The sequence below is a fragment of the Pseudomonas sp. Ga0074129 genome (assembly GCA_001465025.1).
In the GTDB taxonomy this organism is placed as follows: domain Bacteria; phylum Pseudomonadota; class Gammaproteobacteria; order Pseudomonadales; family Pseudomonadaceae; genus Aquipseudomonas.
In genome coordinates, this window is record LNDO01000108.1 from 1 (window position 1) to 22,947 (window position 22,947).

Annotated in this window: 19 protein-coding genes, 1 tRNA gene and 1 pseudogene; 7 read left to right on the forward strand and 14 right to left on the reverse strand. The window is 56.9% G+C overall.

Annotation, left to right across the window (positions count from 1 at the left end; genetic code table 11):
• Window positions 1-96 precede the first annotated feature (96 nt).
• The 6 genes and pseudogenes from AUK77_RS16710 to AUK77_RS16735 form a co-directional block, all read left to right on the forward strand.
• A pseudogene (locus AUK77_RS16710) lies at window positions 97-777 on the forward strand (oxygenase MpaB family protein); the annotation flags it as partial.
• Between the two features lie 96 nt (window positions 778-873).
• Window positions 874-2,055, forward strand: a complete 1,182-nt coding sequence (locus tag AUK77_RS16715; RefSeq protein WP_296131922.1) for an acetyl-CoA C-acetyltransferase — start codon at window positions 874-876, stop codon at window positions 2,053-2,055.
• Window positions 2,056-2,247: 192 nt separating this feature from the next.
• On the forward strand, window positions 2,248-3,264 hold the full coding sequence (locus AUK77_RS16720) for a class I SAM-dependent methyltransferase (RefSeq protein WP_296131925.1): 1,017 nt from the start codon (window positions 2,248-2,250) through the stop codon (window positions 3,262-3,264).
• Window positions 3,265-3,363: 99 nt separating this feature from the next.
• Window positions 3,364-6,351, forward strand: a complete 2,988-nt coding sequence (locus AUK77_RS16725; protein WP_296131928.1) for a DUF748 domain-containing protein — start codon at window positions 3,364-3,366, stop codon at window positions 6,349-6,351.
• Window positions 6,352-6,362: 11 nt separating this feature from the next.
• Complete coding sequence (locus AUK77_RS16730; RefSeq protein WP_296131930.1) at window positions 6,363-6,659, forward strand: DUF2845 domain-containing protein; 297 nt, start codon at window positions 6,363-6,365, stop codon at window positions 6,657-6,659.
• Window positions 6,660-6,674: 15 nt separating this feature from the next.
• Window positions 6,675-6,974: a DUF2845 domain-containing protein gene (locus AUK77_RS16735; protein ID WP_296131933.1), complete on the forward strand. Its 300-nt coding sequence runs from the start codon at window positions 6,675-6,677 to the stop codon at window positions 6,972-6,974.
• 209 nt (window positions 6,975-7,183) lie between these two features.
• Here the strand turns inward: AUK77_RS16735 and pnp are convergent, their stop codons facing one another.
• From pnp to rlmE, 14 genes are all read right to left on the reverse strand, one after another.
• Window positions 7,184-9,289 (reverse strand): polyribonucleotide nucleotidyltransferase, encoded by a 2,106-nt coding sequence (pnp, locus tag AUK77_RS16740; RefSeq protein ID WP_296131936.1) that lies wholly within the window; start codon window positions 9,287-9,289, stop codon window positions 7,184-7,186.
• 211 nt (window positions 9,290-9,500) lie between these two features.
• Window positions 9,501-9,770 carry a 30S ribosomal protein S15 gene (gene rpsO, locus AUK77_RS16745; protein ID WP_275961681.1) on the reverse strand — a complete coding sequence of 90 codons (270 nt, stop codon included), beginning with the start codon at window positions 9,768-9,770 and terminating at the stop codon, window positions 9,501-9,503.
• Between the two features lie 204 nt (window positions 9,771-9,974).
• Window positions 9,975-10,895, reverse strand: coding sequence for a tRNA pseudouridine(55) synthase TruB (truB, locus tag AUK77_RS16750; protein WP_296131938.1), 921 nt, complete (start codon window positions 10,893-10,895; stop codon window positions 9,975-9,977).
• Window positions 10,896-10,899: 4 nt separating this feature from the next.
• The gene (gene rbfA, locus AUK77_RS16755) at window positions 10,900-11,304 is read right to left on the reverse strand and encodes a 30S ribosome-binding factor RbfA (RefSeq protein ID WP_296131941.1); all 405 of its coding nucleotides are present in this window, start codon (window positions 11,302-11,304) and stop codon (window positions 10,900-10,902) included.
• Window positions 11,305-11,412: 108 nt separating this feature from the next.
• Window positions 11,413-13,908 (reverse strand): translation initiation factor IF-2, encoded by a 2,496-nt coding sequence (infB, locus tag AUK77_RS16760; protein ID WP_296131944.1) that lies wholly within the window; start codon window positions 13,906-13,908, stop codon window positions 11,413-11,415.
• Between the two features lie 27 nt (window positions 13,909-13,935).
• A complete protein-coding gene (gene nusA, locus AUK77_RS16765; RefSeq protein ID WP_296131946.1) occupies window positions 13,936-15,417 on the reverse strand; it encodes a transcription termination factor NusA in 1,482 nt (493 codons plus the stop codon).
• A gap of 68 nt (window positions 15,418-15,485) precedes the next feature.
• Window positions 15,486-15,947 (reverse strand): ribosome maturation factor RimP, encoded by a 462-nt coding sequence (rimP, locus tag AUK77_RS16770; protein WP_296132031.1) that lies wholly within the window; start codon window positions 15,945-15,947, stop codon window positions 15,486-15,488.
• 299 nt (window positions 15,948-16,246) lie between these two features.
• Window positions 16,247-16,332, reverse strand: a tRNA-Leu gene (locus tag AUK77_RS16775).
• A 31-nt stretch (window positions 16,333-16,363) separates the two neighbouring features.
• Entirely contained in the window at window positions 16,364-16,747 is a 384-nt protein-coding gene (gene secG / locus AUK77_RS16780) for a preprotein translocase subunit SecG (protein WP_296131949.1), read from the reverse strand.
• Window positions 16,748-16,751: 4 nt separating this feature from the next.
• Window positions 16,752-17,507 carry a triose-phosphate isomerase gene (gene tpiA / locus AUK77_RS16785; protein WP_296131952.1) on the reverse strand — a complete coding sequence of 252 codons (756 nt, stop codon included), beginning with the start codon at window positions 17,505-17,507 and terminating at the stop codon, window positions 16,752-16,754.
• Between the two features lie 65 nt (window positions 17,508-17,572).
• Window positions 17,573-18,910, reverse strand: a complete 1,338-nt coding sequence (gene glmM / locus AUK77_RS16790) for a phosphoglucosamine mutase (protein ID WP_296131955.1) — start codon at window positions 18,908-18,910, stop codon at window positions 17,573-17,575.
• A gap of 18 nt (window positions 18,911-18,928) precedes the next feature.
• Window positions 18,929-19,780, reverse strand: coding sequence for a dihydropteroate synthase (folP, locus tag AUK77_RS16795; RefSeq protein WP_296131957.1), 852 nt, complete (start codon window positions 19,778-19,780; stop codon window positions 18,929-18,931).
• Window positions 19,781-19,788: 8 nt separating this feature from the next.
• Entirely contained in the window at window positions 19,789-21,705 is a 1,917-nt protein-coding gene (gene ftsH / locus AUK77_RS16800; protein WP_296131960.1) for an ATP-dependent zinc metalloprotease FtsH, read from the reverse strand.
• Between the two features lie 182 nt (window positions 21,706-21,887).
• Window positions 21,888-22,511, reverse strand: coding sequence for a 23S rRNA (uridine(2552)-2'-O)-methyltransferase RlmE (rlmE, locus tag AUK77_RS16805; RefSeq protein ID WP_296131962.1), 624 nt, complete (start codon window positions 22,509-22,511; stop codon window positions 21,888-21,890).
• A gap of 103 nt (window positions 22,512-22,614) precedes the next feature.
• Here rlmE and yhbY point away from each other — a divergent pair, with 103 nt between their 5' ends.
• Window positions 22,615-22,926, forward strand: coding sequence for a ribosome assembly RNA-binding protein YhbY (gene yhbY, locus AUK77_RS16810; protein ID WP_296131965.1), 312 nt, complete (start codon window positions 22,615-22,617; stop codon window positions 22,924-22,926).
• Window positions 22,927-22,947: the final 21 nt, after the last annotated feature.

Here is a 22,947-nt window from a genome sequence, read left to right on the forward strand (position 1 = left end):
GAATTGAAATAAGTCATTGTTTTAAATGGATTTTTGCAGGAATTGCTACGTTGCAGGGTCCTGTAGTTAGGATGACACTTTATTTTCCTCCCACAGCTGGCATTGGCCGGCGTGTGGGATCACTCCAATTTTCGCCAGGACCTGCTCGGTCGCCTGCGACGCACTGGGCAATTCATTTCCGGCACCACCTATGGTTCGCGCGCCGATGCCGAGTGGCTGATCGAAAAGGTCAAGACCATCCATCTCAAGGTTACCGGCAACGCCGCAGATGGCCGCCCTTACGCAGCCAGCGACCCGGCGTTACTGACTTGGGTGCATGTGGCCGAAGTCCACAGTTTTCTTCAGGCCCATCTGCGTTACCGCAACCCGCACCTCAGCGCCGCCGATCAAGACCGCTACTACGCCGAGATTGCCTTGATAGCCGAACGCCTGGGGGCCACCCATGTGCCTCGATCGCGCGCCGAAGTTGCCACTTATCTGCACGCAGTCCGCGCGGAACTGAGTTGCGATGAGCGCTCGCTGGAGATTCTGCGCATTCTGCTCGCCGCCCCCGCGCCAAGCGCCCTGGCGGTACCGGCAGGTAAATGGATGATGCAAGCCGGTATCGACCTGCTACCCGACTGGGCGCAGCACATGCTTGGCCAGACAGTGAGCCCGGCGCGCAGCCGGATCATCCAGGCCGGCGTACACAGCCTTGCGCCCACGCTGCGCTGGGCAGTGCGTGGCGGTGCGGTCAGTTGCGCCCGCCGACGGTTAAATCTGCCACCGTTGCAGTGACCGAGCAGTTCACACGCTGGCCGCCAGCAAAGCCGCTGTGCCACCATAGCGAACTTTCGCGGCCTGCCGCGCCTGTCATTTTGTGAGGATCGCGTTATGCAAGAGGTTGTCATCGTTGCCGCCACCCGCACCGCCATCGGCAGTTTTCAGGGTGCACTGGCTGCCATCCCGGCCCCTGAACTGGGCGCTGCGGTAATCCGCCAGTTATTGGCGCAAACAGGCTTGGACGGCGCACAGGTTGATGAAGTGATCCTCGGCCAGGTACTCACTGCAGGCAGCGGGCAGAATCCGGCGCGCCAAGCGGTGATTCTTGCCGGTTTGCCGCATGCCGTACCCGCACTGACCCTGAACAAAGTCTGCGGCTCAGGCCTCAAAGCTTTGCACCTGGCCGCCCAAGCGATTCGCTGCGGCGACGCCGACGTGGTCATTGCCGGCGGCATGGAAAACATGAGCTTGTCCCCCTACGTGATGCCCGGCGCACGCACTGGCCTGCGCATGGGCCATGCCAAGCTGATTGACAGCATGATCACTGACGGCCTGTGGGATGCCTTCAACGATTACCACATGGGCATCACCGCCGAAAACCTAGTGGACAAGTACGGCATCAGCCGTGAAGGACAAGATGCCTTTGCCGCTGCCTCGCAACAGAAAGCCGTAGCGGCCATCGAAGCCGGACGCTTCGCGGCTGAAATCACCCCAATCCTCATTCCCCAGCGCAAAGGCGACCCCGTGGCCTTCGTCACCGACGAGCAACCGCGCGCTGGCACCACCGCCGAATCGCTGGGTAAACTCAAGCCCGCGTTTAAAAAAGAGGGCAGCGTTACTGCCGGCAACGCCTCTAGCCTGAACGACGGTGCAGCAGCGGTGCTGATGATGAGCGCAGAGAAAGCCAAGGCACTCGGTCTGCCGGTATTGGCCAAAATCGCCAGCTACGCCAGTGCCGGTGTCGACCCGGCGATCATGGGCATCGGCCCGGTCGGCGCGACCCAGCGCTGCCTGGTCAAAGCCGGCTGGCAGCTGGATGAGTTGGACCTGATCGAAGCCAACGAAGCCTTCGCCGCACAAGCCTTGGCAGTCGGGAAAGAACTGGGCTGGGATGCCAGCAAGGTCAACGTCAACGGCGGCGCCATCGCCCTCGGCCACCCGATTGGCGCTTCGGGCTGCCGCGTGCTGGTCAGCCTGTTGCACGAGATGATCAAACGTGACGCCAAAAAAGGCCTCGCCACCCTGTGCATCGGTGGCGGCCAAGGCGTAGCGCTGGCCATTGAAAGGAACTGATAAGTAGGCCGGGTCACGCCTCACCGCTGTGGTGGATGTAAATAGCAACATCCGCCTTACGCGCTGAGGCTTTTGATCTTGCCGGAGGGGCTTTAGCCGCGCGCTTTAAAATCGTAAGCATCGCGGCTAAAGCTGCTCCCCTCGAAAAGCGCAGTGGTAAACTGCGCGCCCTTCTTTTTCGAGTCGCCGCGCATGCCCTCTCTCGATCAGGCGCTGCGCGCCGCACTGCATAACCGCCAAGACCTGATAACTGAACTGCATCAGCAAGGCACCGACTGCTATCGCCTGTTCCATGGCAGCCAGGAAGGCGCGGGCGGTCTGACCATCGACCGTTACGGTGAGCAATTACTGGTACAGACCTTTCACCAGCCACTCAGCCGTGATGACTTACTGGCCGCCCACGCGCTGATCTGCAGCCACCTGAATCAGCCGTTATTGCTGGTGTACAACGACCGCAGCCAAGGCAACTCGCGTATCGACCGCACGGACCCGGTCTACCAAGCCGAACCAGCCGCACTGGCCGATCTGGTCGGTCATGAATGGGGCCTCAATTACCGCGTACGTGGGCGTCATGCGGGACAAGACCCGCTGTTATTTCTCGACCTGCGCAACGCCCGTGGCTGGATCAAAGCGCACAGTGCGGGTCAATCCGTGCTCAATCTATTTGCTTACACCTGCGGTGTTGGCCTGAGCGCCGCAGCGGGCGGAGCCCGTGAAGTCGTTAACCTGGATTTTGCCGAAGGCAACCTGGCCGTCGGCCGCGAAAATGGCGCGCTCAACCCGCAGCTCGCACCCATGCAGTTCGTCCAATCCGACTACTTCCCAGCCATTCGCCAACTGGCCGGGCTGCCCATCACTGCGCGCCGCGGGCACAAACTGCCGCCGTATCCGCGCCTTGAACAACGCCAGTTTGACCTCGTACTGCTCGACCCGCCGGCCTGGGCCAAGAGCGCGTTCGGCACCGTCGACCTGCTGCGCGATTATCAAAGCCTGCTCAAGCCAGCGATTCTCGCCACCGCTGACAATGGTGTACTGATCTGCTGCAACAACTTGGCTAAAGTCGCCATGGCGGACTGGCGCGAACAGGTGCTGCGTTGCGCTGACAAACTCGGCCGCCCGGTGCGCGACTGCCAGGTGCTGCCACCCGCCGCTGACTTCCCGTCGCACGACGGCCAACCACCGCTGAAAACGCTGATTTTGCAGTTCTAAAGCACTGTACCGAACACAGAATCCGCTGCGGAGGTTCTGCGAAGCCGCGCGTGCATGCCATACTCCCAAGCACTTCTCGTCGGGAAAGATGACGTAATTATGCTTAAAGGAATAAAGCGCGCGGCCAGCGCAATGGCCATCGCCGTGACCCTCTACAGCCTGCTGGGCTTTCTGATTTTGCCGGGCATCGCCCTGCGCATTGCCAACCAGCAACTGGCCCAGTACGCGACCGTACCCGCCAGCCTGCAGCGTTTACAACTCAACCCGTTCAGCCTGGAGCTCAGCCTCTGGGGCCTGCGGATCGGCGAAGCTGACCAGCAGCAGATCGCTTTTGAGCGCCTGTATGCCAACCTGCAACTCGACAGCCTGTGGAACGGCGTTTTGCACCTGGCCGACATTGAATTGGACAAACCGCAAGGCGAAGTCCTGTTTGGCAAGGACGGACGGCTCAACCTGACCCAATTGTTCAACATACCGCCAAGTCCGCAACCGGCGGTCGATGAGCCAAGCGGCGAGCCGTTCCCGTTACGCATCGCACGGATCAAATTGAGCAGCGGTAACGTCCACTTTCAGGATCTGCGGCCCAGCGAGCCAATCGAGTTCCTTTACGACGACCTCAACCTTGAACTGTTCAACCTCAGCACCCTGCCCGACGACAATGCCGACATGAGCCTAGTGGCCACCGGGCCTACTGGCGGGCGGATTGACTGGACTGGGCGCATCAGCCTGGTGCCGATCAGCTCCAGCGGTAATTTAAAAATCACCGACGGCAAGCTGAAAGCCTTCTGGCCCTACGTGCGCGATGCGCTGCCTCTGGTCCTTGAAGACGGCACGGTCAACCTGAGCAGCGACTACAACCTAAACCTCGCCAATGGTACTGAACTGCTGTTGAGCAATACCCAACTGAGCGTCAGCCGTTTTGCCATCAAGAGCCCAGCGGACAAACCGCTGCTGCGCCTGGAAAGCCTGGATATCAGCGAAACCAGCGTTGACCTGGCCAAACAGCAGGTCATCATCGGCAAAATCAGAAGCCAAACGCTCGAAACTTGGGCGGCACGCGAAGCCGATGGTCAGCTCGACTGGCAAAAATTACTGGCCAGCCAACCTGCAAAACCAGCTCCAGCTCCAGCTCCAGTTGAGGCTGGGGCGGATCCCAGCAAGGCAACAGAAACTGAGGCGGTGAACGCGCCGACCACCGCAGAGCAATCTGCTGAGCTGGAAACCACCACGCAAGATCTGCCACAAACGTCTGATAAACCATGGCAAGTCATCCTGCGCGACATGCAACTGCGTAACTATCAGGTGCACCTGAGCGACCGCGCTGGCGGCGCAGAAGTCAAACTGGAGCTCGCGCCGCTCAACCTCGACCTGAGCGATTTTGACAGCCTGGGCACCTCGCCTTTCACGCTTAAACTCGACACCGGCGTCAATAAAACCGGGCAAATCAACGTCGCCGGCCAGGTGCAACTGACACCCACCACGGCCAAGCTACAAGTGGCCACCCGCGATATCGACCTGCGTCTGGCACAGAAGTACCTGACCCCCTTCGTGCGCCTGGAACTGCGCAGTGGGCGGCTTGGCAGTGATCTGGCAGTTGATCTGCAAAGCATCGAGCCGCTGGCATTTCGCATCGATGGTCAGGCCGAAATTAACCAACTGCACACCCTCGATACTCTCAAAGACCGCGACTTGCTCAAATGGCAGCGCGTGCTGGTGGAAGGGATCGACTATCAACACGGCAAGGGCCTTGCGATCGGCCAAGTCAAGCTGCAACAGCCCTATGTACGCTTCATCATCAACGAAGACCTGACCACCAACGTCAACGAGCTGCTGGTGCCTCAACCCGCTAGCTCCGAACAGAGCAAAGCAACAACCGAGAAACCGCTGCCTATCCGTATCGGAGGCATCAGCATTCAGGACGGCTCGGCCAATTTCGCTGACTTCAGCTTGCGTCCCAACTTTGCCACCGCCATTGGCCAACTTAACGGCAAGATCGGCACCCTGAATAATCAAAGCCCGAATGCTGCCAGCATTGATATCACCGGCAAGGTCGATAAATACGCACCGGTCAGCATCAAAGGCCAGCTCACACCGTTCGATCCGATGAACCGTCTGGATATCACGACCCGCTTCAAGAACGTCGAGCTGACAACCCTGACGCCCTACTCTGGCAAGTTCGCCGGCTTCCGCATCCGCAAAGGCCGCCTCAATCTCGATCTGCATTACAAAATCGAGAAAGGCAACCTCAATGCCGAAAACAAACTGCTGCTGGAAGACCTGCAACTGGGCGAGAAGGTCGACAGCAAAAACGCCATGGACCTGCCGATTCGCCTGGCCGTGGCTCTGCTTAAAGACACAGAAGGCAATATCGAGATCCAGCTACCCGTGCAGGGCAATCTAAACAGTCCTGAATTCAGCGTTATGCCCATCGTCTGGCAGACCCTGCGTAATCTGGTATTGCGCGCCGCGCAGGCACCGTTCAAGTTTATCGGCGGCCTGGTCAGTGGCGGTAGCGATGTTGACCTCAGTACGGTGCGCTTCGCCGCGGGTGATAGCTCGCTCGACGCGGACGCGCAAAAGGCCTTGGACATGCTGGCCAGCGCACTTAAAGAACGCCCGACGCTGCACCTGGAAATCGAAGGCATGAGCGCCCTGAGCAGCGACGGCCCACCATTGGCCGAGAACCGCTTGGAGCGTGAATACCAGGCCACGTGGTACAAAATCCTGCAACGGCGCGGCGACGAAGTTCCCGCACAACCCAGCGACCTGATCATTGATGACGACGACAAAGCGGTTCTCCTCGAGGGCATTTATCGCGTGCGCCTCAAACAGCAACCGCCGGCTGAATGGCGCGAACTGCCCGAACAAGAACGCCATAACAAGATGCGCGATGCAGTCCTGCAGTCCTGGGCGCAGAGCGAACTGTTACAGCGCCAACTGGCCCAGGCGCGAGCCGGTGAAATTAAGGACTACCTGGTTGACCGTGGCGGCCTGGCCGACGAACGAATTCACTTGTTGGATGTCAACAGTGTCCAGGCCGACACCGATGGTCGCGTCGCCTCCACACTGCACCTTGGCAGCCCATGAGCCTTGTACCTATGCGCACGTTATCCCGCATGCTATTACTCACCTTGCTAATCACACCGCTCATGGCGCAGGCCGACACCTTGCGCTGCGGCAGCCAACTGGTGAGCCTGGATGACCGACGTTTCGAGGTACTACAAAAGTGCGGCGAACCCGCCTTTCGTGACCTGGTCGGTTATTCACTCGGCCCTAACGAGCGCCGTGAATACCAGATTGAGGAATGGGTCTACGGCCCGGATAACGGCATGCTGAGCATTTTGACGTTCGAGGGCACGCGCTTGCGCGCTATCGAGCGCCGTCGTAGTCGTTAAAACAAGGAGCGTCGATTGAAAGCACTTATCTGCAGCCTATTAATTTTGCTGCCTACCGTGGCACAGGCCTCGTCGACCCTGCGCTGTGACAGCGGCCTGATCAGCGTGACGGACTCCTCCAGCGTGGTCGCCAGTAAATGTGGCGAGCCGATGAGCCGCGAGTTTGTCGGCTACCGCGAAGTGCTTGATGCCTATGGTTTTCGCAATGAAGTAGCCGTTGAAGAATGGGTCTACGGGCCACGCAATGGCATGTACCAATTCCTGCGTTTTGAAGGCAATCGCCTGGTCAAAATCGACAGCAAGCGCGGTCTTTGAGCGGCGTTTCGATACGCCAGTAAAACTCGGCAGCCACTCGTGTAAGCATCACATTCCGCGTGTCACCCCGCGATGCACACCCCACCGACAGCCAAGCTAAAAACCACTAGGTCTGACGCATAAAAAAGCCCCGCTGGCAAAACCAGCGGGGCTTTTAATTAACGAGTACAGCCGCTTGGGCTGCACTCAATCAAGGCATACCGGGGTGATTAAACGCCCGACACCTTGGCTGCAGCTACGTCTTTGATGGACAGCTTGATGCGGCCGCGGTTGTCCACGTCCAGTACCAACACTTCCACTTCCTGACCTTCTTTCAGAATGTCAGTCACCTTCTCAACACGCGCATCGCTGAGCATGGAGATGTGCACCAGACCGTCTTTGCCCGGCAGGATGTTAACGAAGGCACCGAAATCGACGATGCGCTCAACCTTACCGATGTAGATCTTGCCGATCTCGGCTTCCGCGGTGATGCCCAGAACGCGCTGACGCGCTGCTTCTGCGGCTTCCTTGGTTTCGCCGAAGATCTTGATCGAGCCATCGTCTTCGATGTCGATCGACGCTTTGGTTTCTTCGCAGATAGCGCGGATGGTTGCACCACCTTTGCCGATCACGTCGCGAATTTTGTCCTGGTCGATCTTCATCGCGATCATGGTTGGGGCGTTAGCCGACAACTCGGTGCGCGAGGTTGCGATGATCTTGTTCATCTGACCGAGAATATTCAGGCGCGCTTCCAGGGCTTGGCCCAGAGCGATTTCCATGATTTCTTCGGTGATGCCCTGGATCTTGATGTCCATCTGCAGTGCGGTTACGCCCTTGGCGGTACCAGCTACTTTGAAGTCCATGTCGCCCAGGTGATCTTCGTCGCCGAGGATGTCGGTCAGAACGGCAAATTTCTCGCCTTCTTTAACCAGACCCATGGCGATACCGGCTACCGGTGCCTTCATCGGCACACCGGCGTCCATCAGTGCCAGGGAAGCACCGCAAACGGATGCCATCGAAGACGAACCGTTGGACTCGGTGATTTCCGATACTACGCGGATGGTGTACGGGAACACGTCAGCGGCTGGCAGCATGGCCTGAACCGAACGACGGGCCAGACGGCCGTGACCGATTTCGCGACGGCCAGTAGCACCCATGCGACCACACTCGCCCACCGAGTACGGCGGGAAGTTGTAGTGCAGCATGAAGGGGTCTTTCTTCTCGCCTTCCAGGGTGTCGAGCAGTTGCGCGTCACGGGCGGTACCGAGGGTCGCTACAACCAGAGCCTGGGTTTCGCCACGGGTGAACAGGGCCGAACCGTGGGTTTTGTCCAGCACACCGACTTCGATGTTCAGACCTCGCACAGTGCGGGTATCACGGCCGTCGATACGCGGCTTACCGTTAACGATGTTCTCGCGCACGGTGCGGTATTCGATTTCACCAAAGGCTTCTTTGACTTCACCAGCAGAAGGCTGACCTTCAGCACCGGAAAGCTTGGCGACTACCTGATCTTTCAGCTCACCCAGGCGCGCGTAGCGGTCTTGCTTGATGATGATGGTGTAGGCCTGAGAAATCGCTTCACCGAATTCGCTGCGAATGGCATTGAGCAGTGCGGTGTTTTCCGCTTTCGGCTGCCAGTCCCACGTCGGCTTGGCGGCTTCAGCAGCCAGCTCGGTAACGGCCTGGATCACGGCCTGGAACTCGTCGTGAGCAAACAGTACAGCGCCCAGCATCTGGTCTTCGGTCAGCTCTTTGGCTTCCGATTCAACCATCAGCACGGCATCTTTAGTACCGGCTACAACCATGTCCAGGCTCGAAGCCTTGAGTTGCTCGTAAGTCGGGTTGAGCAGGTAGCCGGTTTCCGGGTGGAAGGCTACGCGCGCAGCACCGATCGGGCCGTTGAACGGGATGCCGGAGATGGCCAGTGCAGCGGAAGTACCGATCATCGCAGCGATGTCCGGATCAGTCTTCTTGCTGGTGGAGATCACGGTGCAGATAACCTGCACTTCGTTCTGGAAACCTTCCGGGAACAGCGGACGGATCGGACGGTCGATCAGACGCGAGGTCAGGGTTTCTTTTTCGCTTGGGCGCGCTTCACGCTTGAAGAAACCGCCGGGGATCTTGCCGGCTGCGTAGGTTTTTTCCTGGTAGTGCACGGACAGCGGGAAAAAGCCTTTGCTTGGGTCGGCAGTCTTGGCGCCGGTTACGGCGACCAGTACGGCGACGTCGTCGTCAACGGTGACCAGCACTGCGCCGGAGGCTTGACGGGCGATACGGCCTGTCTCGAGGGTAACGGTCGATTGACCGAACTGGAACTTCTTGATTACCGGGTTCACGGTGTTTTCCTTCTCTTTGTTGCCCTTGGGGAAAGCGGTTCTTGCACCGTTCTATCACGTCAACGTGAACAAACGGGTCTTGCAGAATGTGTGGGCGGTTACGGGAATCGGACCCGCTATCGTCCAAAACAGCTAAAGCAGAAAAGCAAAAGCTGGAAGCAGGGGCAAACCCCACTTCCAGCTTCGGCAGTCAGCTACGCGTAAGCATTGCTTAGCGACGCAGACCCAGGCGACCGATCAGGGCGCTGTAACGACTAACATCCTTGCCCTTCAGGTAATCCAGCAGCTTACGACGCTGGTTAACCATACGGATCAGGCCACGACGCGAGTGGTGATCTTTACCGTTGGCCTTGAAGTGGCCTTGCAGCTTGTTGATGTTGGCGGACAGCAGTGCAACTTGCACTTCCGGGCTACCGGTGTCGCCAGCAGCTTGCTGGTAGTCAGTTACGATTTGGGCTTTTTCTTCAACGCTGAGTGCCATGGGGCAATCCTCTCAGTTAGGCAACTGCCGAAACAGTCGCAATAGGCCGGGAATCGCTTCCCGTGTTTTTAAGTGAGGTATGACCGCGCCTATTAACAGCCACCCTCGATACACGCAGGCCAGAGCCGAAACCCTTTACCTGCGCTACGGCCAAACTGACCGAATCATCTACCACCGAACAGTGTTCAGCGGCTGCAACCCTGGCTATGCCTTGGTTGAAATCAAACGACGCGGCGCAATACGCCCGTCTTCGCTCACTTCACCGATACCGATAAAGCGACCGTTGTGGTCTTGCACCCGAACCATGCCGAACTTTGGCGCTTCGGGGGCGCGTACCGGCTGCCCTTGCAGCCAGTAAAACGAACTGTGCTCAGAGAACTGCAGCAATGGCCAATGTTGCAGGCCGCTGTCGGACGGCTGCAAAAACTGATCAACCGCTTCGTTGCCCCCTTCAGCATGCACCCGCTCCAGTTCTTCGAGCGTTACGGTACGGCTTAAATCAAAAGGGCCAGCTTTGGTTCTGCGCAACTCAGCAACGTGCGCACCACATCCCAACTGGTGGCCGATATCTTCGACCAGCGTACGAATATAGGTGCCCTTGCTGCAATCAACCGCCAGGCGCGCTTGCTCCGCCTCGCAGCTCAGTAATTCCAGGCGCGCAATAGTAACAGAACGCGGCTCGCGCTCCACTACTTCGCCAGCACGAGCGAGCTTGTAAAGCGGCTGCCCATCACGCTTGAGCGCCGAGTACATCGGCGGTATCTGGCTGATTTCGCCGCGAAATTGGGGAAGAACCGCTTCGATATCGGCGCGACCAACGGTCACTGGGCGACGTTCCAGCACTTCACCTTCAGCATCGGCTGTGGTGGTGGTAACGCCCAACTGCATCAGCGTTTCGTAGCCTTTATCGGCATCCAGCAGGTACTGGGAAAACTTTGTGGCCTCACCGAAGCACAATGGCAGCACGCCAGTAGCCAACGGATCAAGGCTGCCGGTATGCCCGGCCTTCTCGGCGTTGAGCAGCCAGCGTACCTTCTGCAGAGCGGCGTTGGAGCTAAAGCCTTTGGGCTTATCGAGCAGGATAATGCCATCAACGGCACGACGAATACGTTTGACCTGGGCCACGCGCTTACTCCTTAGCCTCAGGTTCGTCGTCGTGCTGACGGTCTTCGCTGACTGCACGCTCGATCAGGGCCGACAACTGCGCACCACGGATAACGCTTTCGTCGTAATGGAAACGCAGGTTAGGCACGCTGCGTAGCTTCATCGCCCGCCCCAACTGCATGCGCAGGAAGCCGCTGGCATCGTTGAGCACCTTGATGCTCTGCACCACGGGATCAACGCCTTCTTCCGGCTCGCCACCCATGATGGTGACAAACACCTTGGCATGACTGGAGTCGCGACTGACTTCTACGGCGGTGATGGTCACCAGACCGCCGAGACGCGGGTCCTTGATTTCCATGCGGATCAACTGCGCCAGTTCGCGCTGTATTTGGTCGCCGATGCGCTGGGCCCGGCTAAATTCTTTGGCCATTTCTACTACCTTCACTCGTCACGCGGCTCGAAAAAGCAGCGGACCTAAAAGCGGCAAACGCCCGGCCGCGCAAAAGCGGGGCCGGGCGCTGCGTGTTGCGGCTCGTGCTTACAGGCTACGGGCCACTTGGACTTTCTCGAACACTTCGATTTTGTCGCCGACCTTGACGTCGTTGTAGCTCTTCACGCCGATACCGCACTCCATGCCATTACGCACTTCGGAGGCATCGTCTTTAAAGCGACGCAGGGATTCCAGCTCGCCTTCGAAGATCACCACGTCGTCGCGCAGTACGCGGATCGGACGGTTACGGTAAACCGTACCTTCAACCACCATACAACCGGCAATGGCACCAAACTTCGGCGAACGGAACACGTCACGCACCTCAGCGATACCCAGGATGTTCTCGCGAACATCACTGCCGAGCATGCCGGTCAGCGCTTTCTTCACGTCTTCGATGATGTCGTAGATCACGTTGTAGTAACGCATATCCAGACCTTCCTGCTCGACGATCTTGCGCGCACCGGCATCGGCACGCACGTTGAAGCCGAACAGTACAGCGTTGGAGGCCAGCGCCAGGTTAGCATCGGATTCGGTGATACCACCGACACCGCCGCCGACCACACGCACTTGCACTTCATCGTTACCCAGGCCGCTGAGCGAGCCTTGCAGCGCTTCCAGAGAACCACGGACGTCGGATTTGAGGACGATGTTGAGCGTCTTTTTCTCTTCCTGACCCATGTTCTCGAAGATATTTTCCAGCTTGCCGGCGTGAGCACGGGCCAGCTTAACTTCACGGAACTTGCCTTGGCGGAACAGTGCGACTTCGCGGGCTTTCTTCTCGTCAGCCAATACGCTCATGTCATCGCCAGCATCCGGCGTGCCGTCCAGGCCAAGAATCTCGACCGGAATCGACGGACCAGCTTCTTTGATTGGCTTGCCATTCTCGTCGAGCATGGCGCGGATACGACCGAAGTTGGAACCGATCAGCACCATATCGCCTTGACGCAGCGTACCGTCCTGAACCAATACGGTGGCAACCGGACCGCGACCTTTATCAAGGCGCGACTCGACCACAACACCACGACCTGGGGCCGATGGCGTGGCTTTCAGCTCAAGAATCTCGGCCTGCAGCAGTACAGCTTCAAGCAGCTCGTCAACACCAGTACCGACCTTGGCCGAGACAGAAACGAACGGCGTATCACCGCCCCACTCTTCCGACGTCACGCCATGCACGGACAACTCGCTGCGAATGCGGTCGAGGTCAGCGCCAGGCTTGTCGATCTTATTCACTGCCACTACCAGCGGAACACCGGCGGCCTTGGCGTGCTGAACGGCTTCAATGGTCTGCGGCATCACGCCGTCGTCCGCTGCAACCACCAGGATCACAATATCTGTCGCCTTGGCACCACGGGCACGCATCGCGGTGAACGCGGCGTGGCCCGGGGTATCAAGGAAGGTGACCATGCCGCGCTCGGTTTCTACGTGGTAGGCACCGATATGCTGGGTAATACCACCGGCTTCGCCAGCAGCTACCTTGGCGCGACGAATATAGTCGAGCAGCGAGGTTTTACCGTGGTCAACGTGACCCATGACCGTCACAACCGGCGCACGGGAGAAGGTCTCACCTTCGAATTTCAAAGACTCAGCCAAAGAATCTTCCAAGGCCGTGTCGCTGACCAGGATGACTTTGTGGCCCAGTTCTTCAGCAACCAGCTGGGCAGTTTCCTGATCCAGGACCTGGTTAATGGTCGCCGGAGTACCCAGTTTGAACATGAACTTGATGATTTCAGCGGCTTTAACCGACATCTGCTGAGCAAGATCGCCCACAGTGATGGTTTCGCCGATCTTCACTTCACGCACGATTGGACCGGTCGGGCTCTGGAAGCCATGGGCATTACGCTTCTTCAGCTTGCCCTTGCCACGACCACCGCGACGGAAGCTGTCGCTTTCTTCGTCAATAGAGCGTGGTGCAACACGTGGCGCCGGGGCTTTTTCCTTAACGCTCGGACGATGCTGGGTGGTCTTACGATCACCACCACGACGCTCGGCATCATCGTTGCGTGCTTTATCTGGGCGGCGCGGCTCTTCCTTCTTGCGCTCCTCAACCACTGCAGCAACAACAGGCAACTCAACAGCTACTGCTGCAACCGGCGCTTCTGCTGCGGGTGCTTCAGGCTGAGCAGGAGCTGAAGCCGCGCGTTGCGGTTCAGCAACCGCACGCTGCTTGGCTTCTTCTTCAGCTTTCAAGCGAGCGGCTTCGGCAGCTGCGCGATGCTCTGCGAGCTCACGCTGCTTCTCGGCTTCAATTTCTTCGGCGCTGCGTTTAACGAAGGTTTTCTTCTTACGTACCTCAACGCTGATGGTCTTGCTACCGGCAGCACGAAGGGTGCTAGTGGTTTTGCGCTGCAAGGTAATCTTACGCGGCTCTTCCACTTTGTCGCCGTGGCTGCTTTTGAGATAAGCCAACAGGGCTTGCTTCTCACTGTCGGTCACCGCTTGCTCGGCACTTTTGTGCGGCAAACCTGCCTCACTCATTTGCTGCAGCAGGCGTTCAACCGGCGTATTGACCACTTGGGCCAGTTCTTTAACCGTGACTTGCGTCATGCATTTCTCTCCTCAGGCCGCAACTGCTTACTCGAACCAATGGGCTCGGGCGGCCATGATCAACTTGCCGGCTCGCTCAGCGTCGATACCGTCGATGTCGAGCAGGTCATCAATCGACTGCTCGGCCAGGTCTTCGCGGTTAACAACGCCGCGCACTGCCAGTTCATGCGCAAGCGCCTTATCCATCCCCTCTAGCGAGAGCAAGTCTTCGGCTGGGTGGGCATCTGCCAGCTTTTCCTCGTTGGCAATGGCTTTGGTCAGCAAGCGATCTTTGGCGCGAGCGCGAAGCTCGTTGACGATTTCCTCGTCAAAACCATTGATGCTGAGCATCTCTTCCATCGGTACGTAGGCAATTTCTTCAAGGCTGGTGAAGCCCTCTTCGACCAACACCTGAGCAAGCTCTTCATCGACTTCAAGATCGTCAATAAAGCGCTGCAGGATGTCGCCTGTTTCAGCCTGTTGCTTGGCTTGAATATCCGCTTCAGTCATGACGTTTAGCGTCCAACCAGTCAACTGACTGGCCAAGCGCACGTTCTGACCGCCACGACCAATGGCCTGAGCAAGGTTGTCAGCGGCAACGGCGATATCCATGGCATGGGCATCTTCGTCGACGATAATGGCGGCGACTTCAGCAGGCGACATGGCATTGATGACGAACTGAGCAGGATTGTCATCCCACAGCACGATATCAACACGCTCACCCGCCAGTTCACCGGAAACGGCTTGCACGCGCGAACCGCGCATGCCGATACAGGCACCTTGCGGGTCGATGCGCTTGTCTTTGGAACGCACAGCCAACTTGGCGCGCGAACCCGGATCACGGGAAGCACCCATGACTTCAATCAGCTCTTCGGCAATTTCTGGCACTTCAATGCGGAACAGCTCAATCAACATCTCAGGCGCAGTACGCGAGAGGATAAGCTGCGGGCCGCGGTTCTCGGTGCGGATTTCCTTGAGCAGGGCGCGCAGACGCACACCGACACGGAAAGTCTCACGAGAGATAATGTCTTCGCGAGCCAACATGGCTTCTGCGTTGTTACCCAGGTCAACAATGACGCTGTCGCGGGTCACTTTTTTAACGGTGCCAGAGATGATTTCGCCCAATCGCTCACGATAGGCTTCAACCACCTGGGCGCGTTCAGCTTCGCGAACTTTCTGGACAATCACCTGCTTGGCGGTTTGCGCAGCGATACGGCCGAACTCGATGGACTCGATTTTCTCCTCGAGCACATCACCCACTTTTGCGTTGGCTTCGACGGCGCGCGGCATATCGGTCGTGACCTGGTGCGCAGGGTCATCGAAGTCCGCTTCTTCAACCACTGTCCAGCAGCGGAACGTCTCGTAGCTGCCTGTTTGACGATTAATCGCCACACGCAGTTCAACTTCGTCCTCAAAACGTTTTTTTGTTGCAGTCGCCAGAGCCAACTCCAACGCTTCAAAAATCACGCTGGCCGGAACGCCCTTTTCGTTGGACACCGACTCAACAACCAGCAGTACTTCTTTGCTCATCGTACGCCTCGCCTTTCGCAATCCATTGGACACTGCGCAATCCGCGCAGCTCTCGCGGGATCCGCGCTTCAATCAAACCTGGGGATAATGTTGGCCTTGTCGATCATTTCAATCGGCAACAGGAACTCGTGGTCATCCACCAGCACCACCACATCCTGTTCTTCTACACCGCGCAGAAGGCCCTGAAAGTTGCGTCGCCCTTCAAAAGGCGAGCGCAGCTTGATTTTTACTTGCTCACCGGCATGACTGGCGAACTGCTCAATCGTGAACAACGGCCGATCCATACCTGGTGATGACACCTCAAGGGTGTACTCAGCAGTGATTGGATCCTCGACATCGAGGACACCGCTGATCTGCCGACTGACAATTTCGCAGTCTTCGATAACAACGCCATCAGGCTGCTTATCAATATAAATTCGCAGCAAAGAATGCCGCCCTTGTGACAGGAACTCGACACCCCAGCATTGATAGCCAAGAGCCTCGACTACCGGAGCCACCAAGGCCTGCAACTGTTCTAGCTTGCTCGACACCTGAACCCCTCGCGCATGCTGTAAAAATAAAAAATGGGCGAATCGCCCATCATCAAACCGCCCTATAAAGGCCGGCAAAGCTGTCGTCCAGCTAGCAAAAAGCCCCTTTCAAGGGGCTCCTCTGCAATTCAATGCGGGGGCTGGTTAACCCAGCCAGCGTCGGGGTTTAATCCGAGGAGCGACTTTACTGCTCAATCCCACATCAAAGCTGGGGCCGGATTATACGACCGAACCTCATCCAGGGTCAATCGACACTCCAGCAACAAAAAGGCCCGCATTTAGCGGGCCTTTTTGAAAATTGGTACCGAGGAGGGGACTCGAACCCCTACAGCCTATGGCCACTACCACCTCAAGGTAGCGTGTCTACCAATTCCACCACCTCGGCAAAATCGTTTACAACATAAAGCGTGTTGCTATTACTGCTGCTCAGGAGCTTGAGGTACGTCCACCGCATCAACCGCCGGCTTAGTTGCTTCCAGAACAGGTACATCTTCAACAGCTGGCTTAGCCTGTTGCACTTCTAGCACAGCTGGATCAGGCAAACCAACCTGAGCCAAGCCGTCAGCTTTATCTTTAGCAAAGAACGCTAAACCCAAGCTAGTCATGAAAAAACCGGCTGCAAGTATAGCAGTAACTCGACTCAAAAAGGTAGCACTTCCTTGACTGCCGAATACGGTAGTGGACGCACCACCACCAAAAGATGCGCCTGCATCAGCACCCTTACCTTGCTGCAAGAGAACCAGAACAACAACGGCAATAGCGCCCAGCAGATGAAGTACAACGATGACTGTTTCCAGCATTTTCTTAACTTCCTGCGGCGCGACAGATCGCACCGAACTCATCCGCATTCAGAGAGGCTCCACCCACAAGCCCTCCATCTATATCAGGCATACCGAAAAGCTCGGTAGCAGTTACGGCCTTAACACTGCCGCCATACAAAATTCTTACTTTGCTCGCCAGTACCGCATCGCACTTGGCAAGCTGCTCACGAATAGCCGCATGAACTTCTTGCGCCTGCTCAGGCGAAGCAGTCAGACCCGTACCAATCGCCCAAACCGGCTCATAGGCAATAACAGCACAATCAAACACTTCCACACCCAAAGCACCAATCACTGCAGAAACTTGCGAAGCAACAACAGCTAGGGTTTCGCCAGCCTGACGCTGCGCAAGCGTCTCACCCACACACAGCACCGGAATAAGACCTGAAGACTGTGCAGCGGCAAACTTGCGCACCACAAGCTCATCAGACTCACCCAGCAAAATCCTTCGCTCCGAGTGACCGACCAGCACGAGCACACATCGAGCATCTTGCAACTGACTCGAAGCCACCTCACCGGTCAACGCACCCTGCTGTGATTCAACGGCACAATCTTGCGCACCGACCATCACAACACCTCCCGACAACCCCTCAACTGCCTGAGAGACATGCAGCATGGAAGGGAAAACCGCTACATCCACACCTGCAGGAAACACCTGCTTGCAAAGACCGTCGATCAGCTCTGCGACGCTAGCGCGGGTACCGTGCATTTTCCAGTTACCAGCAACCATTGGGCGACGCATGCTTTACCTCGTCGGTCAAAGAGGGCGCAGATGTTACCCAACAGTTTTCAGACTGGCAAGCCAAATCAAGCACATACGTGCGCAACAACATCAGCCAATTCATTGGCATAGCTACGGACCTGCGCCTCATCCTCACCTTCAACCATCACACGCACCAGCGGCTCAGTGCCAGACTTGCGCAACAGCACACGCCCGCGCCCCGCCATTTGCGCTGTGACGCGCGAACTTGCCTCTTGCACTAAGGGATGCTCAAGCGGATCCAACCCACCCGCAAAGCGAACATTGATCAACACCTGCGGACACTTCTGCATGCCCAGCCGCGCTTCAGCTAATGTTTGCCCACGACGCTTTAATGCCATCAACACCTGCAACGCCGCAATGATGGCATCCCCTGTGGTCGTATGCTGGAAGCAGACCAGATGCCCTGAACCCTCGCCACCTAACTGCCATTCCCGCGCCAACAACTCTGCGATGACATAACGGTCACCGACCTTGGCCCGCACAAACGGAATACCCAGATCTGCCAGCGCCAACTCCATGCCCAAGTTGCTCATCAAGGTGCCAACCACTCCACCCTGCAACTTGCCGCGCTCCTGCAGATCACGGGCGATAATGAACAACAGCTCATCGCCATCCACCACGACGCCTGCGTGATCAATCATCAACACCCGATCAGCATCACCATCAAATGCGATACCCAGATCAGCCTTCTGCGCCAAAACCTCAGCCTGCAAGGCCTCAACATGGGTCGAGCCACAACCGTCATTGATATTCAAACCATTAGGCTGCGCAGACAACACGGTTACCTGCGCCCCTAGCTCGCGAAAAACACTCGGCGCAACCTTATAGGCGGCACCATGAGCGCAATCGACTACAACCTTCAAACCCGCAAAACTTGTACTGCTAGGCACACTGCTCTTACAGAACTCGATGTAGCGCCCCGCCGCGTCATTGATACGCGAAACTTTACCAAGCTGATCCGACTCCACCACGGTCATGGGCTGATCAAGCAGCTCTTCAATCATCATCTCAATCTCATCCGGCAACTTAGTGCCCTGACCTGAGAAGAATTTGATGCCGTTGTCATGATGTGGATTATGCGACGCACTGATGACAATACCTGCCTCGGCCTGAAAGGTTCGCGTGAGATAGGCAATGGCCGGCGTAGGCATCGGCCCGAGCAGCATAACGTCAGCACCCGCCGCAGAAAGCCCAGCCTCAAGCGCTGACTCAAACATGTAACCGGAAATGCGCGTGTCTTTGCCAATCAAAATGCGGCATTTGCCTTGCTTACGAAACGCCATACCGGCCGCCCAACCGAGCTTGAGCATAAAGTCAGGAGTAATTGGGAAATCGCCCACACGACCCCGAATACCATCGGTGCCAAAAAATTTTCTACTCATTGCGCAAATCCTTCTAACTTATTCAGCCGCTTCAACCGCAGCTATCATGCGAACAACATCAACCGTTTCCGCAACATCGTGAACTCGCAGTATGCGAGCTCCCTTGCTAATACCTAATGCAGCCAACGCCAGACTGCCAGAAAGACGACCACCCACCTCACGCCCGAGCGCTTGCCCAATCATGCTCTTGCGCGATACCCCAACCAGCAGTGGACGCCCGAGCACATGCAGTTTTGCTAAATGTTTAAACAGCGAGAGGTTGTGCTGAAGATTTTTTGCAAAGCCGAAGCCCGGGTCGAGAATGATGCGGTCACGTGCAATCCCTTCGGACTCACACGCGATCATGCGCTCAAGCAAAAAATCACTGACTTGCGCGACTACATCGGCGTATTGAGGACTGTCCTGCATGCTGCCGGGCTCGCCACGCATGTGCATGAGGCATACAGGCAATCCTGTATCGCGCACTGCATCAAGTGCGCCGTCGCGCTGCAGGGCGCGAACGTCATTGATTAATCCAGCACCTAAGCGAGCCGCCTCACGCATAACCGCTGGCGTCGAGGTATCTACCGAAATAATGACATCAAGCTCCGCCGCAATAGCTTCAACAACAGGCGCAACCCGCTCAAGCTCTTCAGTCGTCGACACCGCACGCGCACCTGGACGCGTTGACTCGCCACCCACATCAATGAGCGTGGCACCTGCAAGCAGCATGGCTTCGGCATGTCGCAAAGCCATGTCACGCTGACCAAAACGCCCCCCATCAGAAAACGAGTCGGGCGTGACATTAAGAATGCCCATCACATGCGGACGGCTTAAATCAAGAAGCCGGCTACCACAAGGTAGCCGGCCGAAAGGTGACACATCAGACATGAAGAACCTTAGAGCTCAGCGGCCGGACCACCGATGGGTTTTTCCACAGACTCGACCACGGCTACAGGCGCAGTCGGCGTGCCACCACCGCTGTCATTACCCTGCCAGCCTTTGGGATCACGAGGGTCTAGGCCATTCATGATGTCGTCGATTTGTTCGGCATCAATGGTTTCATACTTCATCAGTGCTTCTGCCATGGCGTCGAGCTTGTCACGGTTTGCTTGAAGCAACTGCTTGGCAGTGCCGTAGCACTCATCAATGATGCTGCGCACTTCCTGATCGATCAACTTGGCGGTTTCAGAAGAAACGTTGCTCTGGTTGCTACCCATACTGCGACCAAGGAAGACTTCACCCTCCTCCTCCGCATACATGAGCGGGCCAAGCTTCTCGGACAGCCCCCACTTGGTCACCATGTTCTTGGCAAGCTGCGTGGCACGCATGATGTCGTTGGATGCGCCAGTGGTCACACCATCAAAACCCAACGTCATTTCTTCAGCGATACGGCCGCCGAACAACGAGCAAATCTGGCTGATCAGCGCGCGCTTGGAGAGACTGTAACGGTCCTCCTCAGGCAGAAACATCGTTACGCCCAGCGCACGACCACGGGGGATGATCGACACTTTGTAGACGGGATCATGCTCAGGCACCAGACGACCCACGATGGCGTGACCCGCCTCGTGATAAGCCGTGTTCAGTTTCTCTTTGTCGGACATGACCATTGTTTTACGCTCAGCGCCCATCATGATCTTGTCTTTGGCCAGTTCGAACTCTTTCATTTCGACTACGCGCTTACCAGCACGCGCAGCAAACAGTGACGCCTCGTTGACCAGGTTAGCCAGATCAGCACCAGAGAAACCTGGCGTACCACGAGCAATAACGGCAGGAGCAACGTCTTCGCCCATAGGCACTTTGCGCATGTGGACTTTGAGAATCTGCTCGCGACCGCGAATGTCAGGCAAGCCAACCACAACCTGACGGTCGAAGCGACCCGGGCGCAGCAACGCAGGGTCGAGCACATCCGGACGGTTAGTGGCGGCGATCACGATGATGCCGTCATTCATTTCAAAGCCATCCATCTCAACCAGCAACTGGTTGAGTGTTTGCTCACGCTCGTCGTGACCACCGCCCATACCTGCGCCACGATGACGACCTACAGCGTCGATCTCATCGATAAAGATGATGCAGGGTGCGTGCTTCTTGGCCTGCTCGAACATGTCACGCACACGGGACGCACCGACACCGACGAACATCTCGACAAAGTCCGAACCCGAAATGGTGAAGAACGGCACTTTGGCTTCGCCGGCAACAGCCTTGGCAAGCAATGTTTTACCGGTACCTGGCGAGCCAACCATCAACACGCCACGCGGTATGCGACCACCGAGACGCTGGAATTTGCCAGGATCACGCAGGAACTCAACCAACTCACTGACTTCTTCTTTAGCCTCGTCGCAACCGGCAACGTCAGCAAAAGTTGTCTTGACCTGATCTTCGGAGAGCAAACGCGCCTTAGATTTACCGAAGCTCATCGGCCCACCCTTGCCGCCCGCACCACCTTGCATCTGACGCATGAAGAACATAAAGACAGCAATAATCACCAGAATCGGGAAGCTGGCTACCAGCAACTGCGTCCAAATGCTCTGTTGCTCAGGCTGCTTGCCGACGATCTCGACGTTATTGTCCATCAGATCCTTGATCAGGCCATTGTCCTGAATCGCAGGCCGTACGGTTTCGAATGACGAGCCGTCAATGCGTGTGCCGCTGATAATGAAACCATCGACGGTGACTCGCTTGACACCGCCATCCTGCACCTGCTGGATGAACTGCGAGTAATTGAGTTTGTTCGTCTCACTCGGGCTGGAGAAATTGTTCATCACCGTTACCAAAACGGCTGCGATGATCAACCACAGGACCAGATTCTTTGCCATGTCGTTCAATTTACTACCCTCTGAAGCAGGCCCCTTGCTGAAGCGCGCTTCGCATGACGACCAGTTATGTACCGGTCTAACTTACTACACAACGCCCACCCCTGGCAGGCACCGTCTGTAACCCTTTATTTGCATTAGGACCGCGTACGCGCAAAACAATTCGCAGAGTCACTCAGCAGCCTTCAAATACCGCGAAAGCCACGCGCGAGCATGTACTGCTCTCGCGAGCGATCACGTGAAGAAAGCGGCTTGCGCATCTGCACCTTGTCGAACATCTGTCGCACCTGCTTGTGGTAGAGATCAAAGCCTTCGCCTTGGAAGATCTTGATCAGAAAATCACCGCCTGGCCGCAACACCCGAGACGACAAATCCAGCGCCAGCTCGCAGAGGTACATCGCGCGAGGCTGATCCGACTCTCTCACCCCACTCATATTGGGGGCCATGTCTGAAATCACAAGGTCTACCGGCTGATTACCGATTGCCTCAAGGATCTTTGCGAACACCTCATCGTCGGTAAAGTCACCTTGGATGAAATTGACATCGGGAATGCTGTCCATTTCCAGAATATCTGACGCGATCAGCCGCCCCTTGTCACCGATCACTCGACTGGTGACCTGAGACCAACCACCAGGTGCGGCACCAAGATCGACTACAGTGATGCCAGGCCTAAGGATGCGATCCTTCTCCTGAATCTCAAGCAGTTTGTAACTGGCGCGCGAACGATAACCATCCTTTTGCGCCATTTTGACGTAGGGGTCGTTGAAGTGCTCTTTCAGCCAACCTTGACTGGTCTTGGAACGGGCCACGCAATACCTCGAACTGTGCAACGCATGAATATCTGGGCGGTCCCGAAGACGCTCGGGTAAACTAATCGCCGTTTTTTATCAGATTAAATGCAGGAATCAGATTATGCCGCTCACTCAAGAGCAGAAGAAACAATTCAAATCTATCGGCCACCACCTAAAGCCTGTATTGATCGTGGCCGACAATGGTTTGACCGAAGGTGTGCTCGCCGAACTGGAGCGCGCACTGAGCGATCATGAACTGATTAAAGTGCAATTGCGCATCATTGAGCGTGAAGATCGCTTGGCGGCCATTAGCGAGCTGTGCAAAGCCGGCAAAGCCGAAACCGTACAAGTGATCGGTAAAATGGCACTGATCTATCGCAAAAATCCTAAGGTCAACAAGAACCTGTCAAACGTGCATCGCCACCAAGGCTGATGCATTTGCCGCGCAAGGTGC